The organism is Scandinavium hiltneri (assembly GCF_024764835.1).
GTDB lineage: Bacteria > Pseudomonadota > Gammaproteobacteria > Enterobacterales > Enterobacteriaceae > Scandinavium > Scandinavium hiltneri.
Map to the genome: position 1 here is coordinate 423,751 of NZ_JALIGE010000073.1, position 7,045 is coordinate 430,795.

Below are 7,045 nucleotides of genomic sequence, written 5' to 3' on the forward strand. Positions count from 1 at the left end.
AAAAGCGAATGTGATCTGTGCTGGAAATTGCGCCAGGTTGTATAGACAGGAGCATACATTACCGCTTTTATTGTTACATACTCATAACAAACGCAGCGGCGTTTGACCGATATCCGACATGCATCAAGAATCAGGAAGGAATGACATGACCACGCATCAGACCACTGCCCTCTCCCGTACCGTCCGCGCGCCTCGTGGGGACACACTTCACTGCGCTAACTGGCTGATCGAAGCCGCTTATCGCATGATTCAAAACAACCTCGACCCGGACGTGGCCGAGCGCCCGGAAGATCTGGTGGTCTATGGCGGGATTGGTAAAGCGGCCCGCAACTGGGAATGCTTCGAGCAAATCCTGCGATCGCTTGAGGCATTACAGCCGGAAGAAACGCTGGTTGTGCAGTCAGGCAAACCGGTGGCGGTGTTCCGCACCCACGCCGATGCGCCGCGCGTACTGCTGGCCAACTCCAACCTCGTACCGCACTGGGCCAACTGGGATCACTTCCACGAACTCGATAAAGCCGGGCTGATGATGTACGGCCAGATGACCGCCGGGTCATGGATTTACATCGGCGCACAGGGCATCGTGCAGGGCACGTTTGAAACCTTCGCCGAAGCGGGCCGCCAGCATTATAACGGCGACCTGAGCGGGAAATGGATCCTCACCGCCGGACTGGGCGGCATGGGCGGTGCACAACCTCTGGCAGGCGTGCTGGCGGGTGCATCGGTGCTGGCGATTGAGTGCCAGGAGTCCCGTATCGATTTTCGCATTCGCACCCGCTACGTCGATTACAAAGCGACAAATCTGGATCAGGCGCTGGCCCTGATTGCCGATGCGAATGCGCAGAAAAAAGCCATTTCCGTGGGCCTGCTTGGCAACGCTGCGGAAATTTTACCGGAACTGGTAAAACGCGCCAAAGCGGGCGGTATGCGCCCGGATATCGTCACTGACCAGACCTCCGCGCACGACCCGATCAACGGCTATTTACCGGCAGGCTGGAGCGTTAACCGCTGGCTGGACGAGCGTGAAACGCAGCCGAAAGCGGTCGAAAAAGCGGCGCGCGCCTCAATGGCGGTGCACGTGCAGGCAATGCTCGATTTCCATCATATGGGCGTCCCGACCGTGGATTACGGCAACAATATTCGTCAGGTCGCGCTGGATGAGGGCGTGAAAAATGCGTTTGATTTCCCTGGCTTCGTCCCGGCCTACATTCGCCCCCTGTTCTGCGAAGGCAAAGGCCCGTTCCGCTGGGTGGCGCTGTCAGGCGATGAAGAGGATATCCGTAAAACGGACGCCAAATTGAAAGAACTGTTCCCGGAAAACACCCATCTGCATCGCTGGCTGGACATGGCTCAGGAGCGCATCGCCTTCCAGGGCTTACCGGCGCGTATCTGCTGGCTGGGCCTCGGCGAACGTCATCTGGCGGGTCTGGCATTCAACGAGATGGTCCGTAACGGCGAGCTGAAAGCGCCCATTGTCATCGGCCGCGACCATCTCGACTGCGGATCCGTTGCCTCACCAAACCGTGAAACCGAATCGATGAAAGACGGCTCCGATGCAGTGTCCGACTGGCCATTGCTCAACGCCCTGCTGAACACCGCAGGCGGCGCAACCTGGGTTAGCCTGCATCACGGCGGCGGCGTCGGGATGGGCTTCTCCCAGCATTCCGGGGTGGTGATTGTCTGCGACGGTACGCCGGAAGCGGATAAACGCCTGGCTCGCGTGTTGTGGAACGATCCGGCGACCGGCGTGATGCGTCACGCCGATGCGGGCTACGAACTGGCCGTGGAATGTGCGAAGAAGCATGCGTTGAATTTGCCGATGGTGCGTTAAGACAGCCCTCATTGTCCGGTGGCGCAAGCTTGCCGGGCGAAGACAGATATAAAAAACCACGCCCGGGGACGTAATGCCGATCAGTTAAGGATCACTTGAACGATCCGGCAGCTGTGTAAGAATCCGTAATCTCCCGGGGATTACGGTTTTTTTTATGTTACTCAGCCAGGCTTTAGATACCGTCCATAAATTTTCGCCTTTTCGCCGCAGGAGTTTGCTGCACTTGCAGACCTGCTTTCTCCTGAACTGATTGATGAGTGCCTGGCTGACACCAGCATCGTCACTCTGCGTAAACGTCGCCTCTCCATGGAGATGATGGTCTGGGCGGTTACCGGCATGGCGCTCTTCCGCTCTCACGCCATGAGCCAACTGGTCTCCCATATGGACATTCTTCTGCCGGGTAACCGATCTGTGAGATGAAAGAAAGACCGGATCCTTCAGTTTAGACTGGTACTATTTACAGGGGGGAGATCACCTTCGGCCCTTTATTATTAATGCAAGCATTTTATTATTTTATTTGCAACATTTTTTTCAATCTTAAAAAGAAAGCATCACATGCGTCCTCTTCATTTGAAAAATATTCAGGCTCGGTTTTTTGCCCTCTTTCACTATAAAATACAACCCATAAAAAACCATCATGCATAAAACATAGTGACTCATTTTTATCACAATCAATAGAATAACTACCCTTGGGTAAGTTCATGCTAATCAATTGATTAAGTAGTTCATTTTTAGCCACAACAATCTACCCCTTCGATCATTTCTTTCAAATGCTCAGAATCCAAATAGGATTGAACGCTATGCTCTAGTTTATATTGCGTTCCCATCCCCATTTCCCCGAACCAAGGAGCAATCTTGCTTTCCGCTACGTTTGGAATAGGTTTCATCACCTTATAAACAGTATAAGGCCCTGAATCAGTTCCTGGTGGCAGAGCACGCATTGAATACGGAGTGCCAACAGGAGAAGTATATCTACCACCGGAATAACCATATCTATCAATAGTCGTACCAGGTTCTAACGTTGTATTATTCACAGGGCCATGTGCGCCATCGTTCGGTGGATAGTAAGTTACTGGTAAATTACTTAACCCTAACGGGTCAATATATTTTAGCGGGTTTGATGCATATCCGTACGGGTTTAATCCTCCAAATAGCCCTATCGGGTCCGGGCTCAGGTACTGCCCCGTCTCCGTATCATAGTAACGGAACCGGTTGTAGTGCAACCCCGACTCTTCATCCTCGTACTGCCCCGCAAAACGCAGGTTGCAGCTCAGCTTATCCGCATCATTCGCCGCCACCGCCCACTGACTGCCCTTACCCCAGAGGCTCAGCCGCCCTGCCCACGCCCTTTTCCCCTGCTCCGTCAGCAGCTCCCGTGGCGTCCCCATGTGGTCACTCACCACATAATGCAGCTTGCCTTTTCCTGTCGTGCGACCGGCGTCAGTCCTCCCGGCGCATACAGCCAGTGGATGCTCTCCTCATATGCCGCGCGGCCATCCGCGTATAACGGCGTCTCCGCTATCAGCTGGTCCCCGCTCCACTGGTATTCACACCCTACCGCCCTTGTCCCGGCGGCGATGTCTGACCGCTTTTCCTTGCGGATGCGCCGCCCGAACGGGTCATACGCATAACGCCACCGCTCACCGCCCGGGGTGATAAACTCGCTCAGCTGGCTGTGCGCATTCCACCGGTAACGCCACCGCTGTGGCCGCCAGCCATCCCGGCACAACCGCTTCTCTGTCAGTCGGCCGGCGGCGTCGTACCGGTATTCACAGTCCCCCCGACTCGCCACCAGTTCGGCCGCGTCTCGCACCGGCTTGTCCTCGGTGTGGACGTAGCGCATGAACATCACGACGGTCTTGTGCGCCGTCAGCGCCATGCCGACCTTGACCGGGATGCCCGAATTGGCAATGTCGGTGGCCGAACGGTGGCGGATGCCGTGCGTGCCCACGTGCGTGGCGCCAGCCGCCTTGAGCACTCGGCTCCAGCCACCGTAGTACTCGCCCGTGGTCAGATGCTTGCCGGCGTGGCTCGGAGAAGGCAGCACGTAGCGGCTGCCTTCTTGCCGGGGTGCCGTCGAGAGTAGCCGATAGGCTTCCTCGCTCATGGGCTTGGACATGCCGCCGGTCTTGCTGTCAGGCCAGACGACGCGCCGGTTCTGCAGGTCAACCCAGTCCCATTCCAGCGCAATGATTTCCGAGCGGCGGCCAGCGAACTCGAATTGCAGGCGGATGCCCAGAGGGATGACGTAGTTCTCCAACCCCTCCGACTCGATCCTGTCGAGCTGCCGGAACAAGTTGCCCATTTCTTCATCGCTGATGAGGTGGGTGGATTTGCCAGCAGGGAACATCGGAACGTGACGGCAAGGGTTGGTGCCATCGGGCCGATAGCCCCATAGTAAGCGTCCAGCGAGAGCCGTCTGGTCATAATCTGATTCATCCGACAAAGTGGTGTCCACCAAATTAGTAGTGGGAACCATATGCAGAAAAATGTGACTCCCGGCAGGCGTAAGGGCTGCCCTAATTATTCTCCTGAGTTTAAGCAGCAGCTTGTTGCAGCCTCCTGCGAACCCGGTATCTCCATCTCAAAACTGGCGCTCGAAAATGGATCAGCGCCGTTTCTGAGCCTTCCTGTAATCATCAATCAGGATAATATTATTACCCTGCTCACTAGCCGTCTGCGGCATATCGTGCAGTTCAGTCCCGCCCATCAGCATCGTGCGTCTGACGTCCTTTATCTGAGCAAGCGCCTGTTCGGCTTCGGAATAAGTGTTACCGGAATACTGCGTCATCCAGCTCAGAAGCATCTTTTCATCGACCTGGAGATCAAACGGCTCACCTTTACGGCAGCGCCAGTCACGATTCAGCCGCAGGTCAAATTCGAGCGCAATTTCTTCATCGCCAGGAAAAGCACCTGTGCTGTGTAAGGTATCCTGGTAGATCGCACTCACCTGATTGATGTGAGTCATCGTGCTGCGGTCAGTCTGCTGATAAAAGCGTAATTCCCTGTGTTGGGCAAAGAAATAGTCGATTGCGGCGTCCATCTGTTCTCGCGTAAACAGCGAAAAATCGGTGCCCAGCCATTCGATGCCATTGATTAACCGGCCATTGAGTCGCTCAACAAAACTATTTACATCGCCTTTGCGGACCTGATGAATAACATGAACCCAGCGAGTACTGAACTCCATTGCAATCAGGCTGGTAGAGCGTCCCATTTTCACCGCATGAACAACCCACTGAATAATGCCCTGTGGAGTTAACCTCTCCTGCCGTTCAATGAGGGTTTCCCGCACAGACGCTGCAGGCTCAAAGAAACCTTCATCATGGCCTTTTTTATATTTCCCATAGAGATGCAGAGCAGCGGCAGAGGAGCAATTGATAACCATCATGACGAAGTGTCCTTATCAGCGAAGCGGCAGTTGCTCAAAGAAGCACATCTCACCTCCTCCAGGCAACAGACAGATAGCAAGCATACAAAATCCGTCGCAGATATTAAATATCGACACAAAATTCAGGCTATTGATACAGACTGGCTGTTGTCCATTCCGTTGATTAGCGGACAATGGTGATTCATAAGACTGAAAGGAAACTGGCATCATGAGTAAAGCGATTGATAATCTACAAGCCGCAATGCAAAAGGCGATGGCTGGTCGTCCTGCCGTAGGGGGATTTCCGTATCTGGCTGAAACACTCAGGGCTGCAGGCGTGAAAATAAATGAATGGAACTTGCCTTCCTGTCAGAGCCTGTATTTCACCGATAATGGTCCTGTGGTGATGCAAGGGCTACCTCTGGTAACAGGCCTTGCTGATGTCCCCGCATTTAACAAAGATGCGGTCATTCATGCGCTACGTGAAGATCAGGCGGGAAGAACAACGTTTCCTGACTTTCTGGTTGCGATCTGGAATGCAGGGGTGGTCCGATATATCGCAGATTTTAGTGGACGCCAGGTCACATACTTTGGGTACAATGACGAAAGCTACGTTGAAGCCTACCCGGAAGTGACCGTCAGTTAATCTGCCAGTTTATAGATGGGAATTCTTCTGGTCGTTCCCGTCAGGTTATCAGACACATCGATCCTGTCGGTAGCGATCTTCATACCCGAAGCCCGCAATGTCGCGATATCTGCAGCAATCCGCTGCATACCAAACCAGAACATCCCATCCAGCGCGGTGACCTGTAAACCGGATCCCAGTGCAAGTCGTAGCCGTTCCCGTGGCGCTTTAACCTGTTTTGCTATCGCCTGATAGGCCGCTGTCGGTAAGCGTATGCCGAGAACCGTATTGACGAAGATAAGTTATTCAGCGGACAGGACTGCGCGCCATGGCAACAGTTCACCAACCCGGTTTATCGGCCAGTCAGCTATAACATCAAGCACATGGTGAAGGTAACGTTCCGGATCGATTCCGTTCAGTTTGCACGTCCCGATCAGGCTGTACAGCAACGCGCCGCGCTCACCACCATGGTCAGAGCCGAAGAACAGCCAGTTTTTACGACCCAGACTCACCAGTCGCAGGGCATTCTCCGCGATGTTGTTATCCGCTTCCGCCCAGCCGTCATCTGCGTAGTACGTCAACGCTTGCCACTGGTTCAGGGCATAAGCGAACGCTTTCGCCAGTTCTGAGTGTCGCGACAGGGTTTTCATCTTTTCGCGCAGCCAGCTCTCCATGGATTTCAGGAGCGGTTTCGTTTTCAACTGGCGTTCGGCAAGCCGCTGTTCTGCTGGCATTCCCCTGATATCCGCTTCGATGGCATACAACTCGCCGATCCGTTTCAGTGCTTCATCTGTGAGCGCGGAGGGAGTGCGGACGTGAACATCATGGATTTTACGCCGGGCATGGGCCCAGCAGGCGGCTTCCTTTATATGTCCTTCCCGGTAGAGTTCGTTGAAGCCTGCATAGGCATCCGCCTGCAGCACACCGCTGAAGCCGGCAAGATGGCTCTGCGGGTGGAGGCCTTTTCTGTCCGGGCTGTACGCGAACCAGACCGCTGGTGCCAGCGAAGAACCCGCGTTGCGGTCGTCGCGAACGTACGTCCATAAGCGCCCGGTCTTCGTTTTTTTGTTGCCCGGCAGCAGGACCGGGACCGGCGGTCGAGTAGACCAGAGGGATCCTCCCCCTCTGGCCGCTCACAGAACCGTACGTGAAGCTCTCACCTCATACGGCTCCTGTTATTCAACTCTATCTGATCATGAACTTCCAGTGTACAAACAGTGTC

5 protein-coding genes and 5 pseudogenes are annotated in these 7,045 nt (G+C 54.6%); 3 read left to right on the forward strand and 7 right to left on the reverse strand.

Translation table 11 applies throughout. The features are described from left to right. Nucleotides 1-145 precede the first annotated feature (145 nt). Complete coding sequence (hutU, locus tag MUU47_RS12855; protein WP_258988572.1) at nt 146-1,831, forward strand: urocanate hydratase; 1,686 nt, start codon at nt 146-148, stop codon at nt 1,829-1,831. A 154-nt stretch (nt 1,832-1,985) separates the two neighbouring features. Beyond that, a pseudogene (locus tag MUU47_RS12860) lies at nt 1,986-2,239 on the forward strand (transposase domain-containing protein); the annotation flags it as partial. Between the two features lie 100 nt (nt 2,240-2,339). Here the strand turns inward: MUU47_RS12860 and MUU47_RS12865 are convergent. The 5 genes and pseudogenes from MUU47_RS12865 to MUU47_RS12885 all read right to left on the reverse strand — a co-directional run bounded on the left by MUU47_RS12865 (nt 2,340) and on the right by MUU47_RS12885 (nt 5,219). Then, nucleotides 2,340-2,570: a hypothetical protein gene (locus MUU47_RS12865; protein WP_258988574.1), complete on the reverse strand. Its 231-nt coding sequence runs from the start codon at nt 2,568-2,570 to the stop codon at nt 2,340-2,342. After that, nucleotides 2,563-2,865, reverse strand: coding sequence for a TNT domain-containing protein (locus MUU47_RS12870; RefSeq protein ID WP_258988598.1), 303 nt, complete (start codon nt 2,863-2,865; stop codon nt 2,563-2,565). Before MUU47_RS12870 ends, MUU47_RS12865 begins: the two co-directional genes overlap by 8 nt. A 36-nt stretch (nt 2,866-2,901) precedes the next feature. Next, a pseudogene (locus MUU47_RS12875) lies at nt 2,902-3,623 on the reverse strand (RHS repeat domain-containing protein); the annotation flags it as partial. A 39-nt stretch (nt 3,624-3,662) separates the two neighbouring features. Continuing rightward, nucleotides 3,663-4,310 (reverse strand): annotated as a pseudogene (locus MUU47_RS12880) (site-specific integrase); the annotation flags it as partial. Between the two features lie 129 nt (nt 4,311-4,439). Beyond that, on the reverse strand, nt 4,440-5,219 hold the full coding sequence (locus MUU47_RS12885; RefSeq protein ID WP_258988576.1) for a DUF6933 domain-containing protein: 780 nt from the start codon (nt 5,217-5,219) through the stop codon (nt 4,440-4,442). 208 nt (nt 5,220-5,427) lie between these two features. On the opposite strand from MUU47_RS12885, the gene MUU47_RS12890 reads away from it, so the two are divergent. Further along, on the forward strand, nt 5,428-5,844 hold the full coding sequence (locus MUU47_RS12890; RefSeq protein ID WP_159755049.1) for a DUF1398 domain-containing protein: 417 nt from the start codon (nt 5,428-5,430) through the stop codon (nt 5,842-5,844). Here MUU47_RS12890 and MUU47_RS12895 read toward each other — a convergent pair. Together MUU47_RS12895 and tnpC are read right to left on the reverse strand one after the other, a co-directional pair. Beyond that, a pseudogene (locus tag MUU47_RS12895) lies at nt 5,841-6,083 on the reverse strand (helix-turn-helix domain-containing protein); the annotation flags it as partial. The gene MUU47_RS12890 and the pseudogene MUU47_RS12895 sit on opposite strands and share 4 nt — an antisense overlap. A gap of 42 nt (nt 6,084-6,125) precedes the next feature. Further along, nucleotides 6,126-6,917 (reverse strand): annotated as a pseudogene (gene tnpC / locus MUU47_RS12900) (IS66 family transposase); the annotation flags it as partial. Nucleotides 6,918-7,045 lie beyond the last annotated feature (128 nt).

Bases quoted from the DNA above. Each gene is read 5' to 3' on its own strand.
- hutU (WP_258988572.1), top strand. From the start codon at position 146: ATGACCACGCATCAGACCACTGCCCTCTCCCGTACCGTCCGCGCGCCT.
- MUU47_RS12885 (WP_258988576.1), bottom strand. From the start codon at position 5,219: ATGATGGTTATCAATTGCTCCTCTGCCGCTGCTCTGCATCTCTATGGG.
- MUU47_RS12890 (WP_159755049.1), top strand. From the start codon at position 5,428: ATGAGTAAAGCGATTGATAATCTACAAGCCGCAATGCAAAAGGCGATG.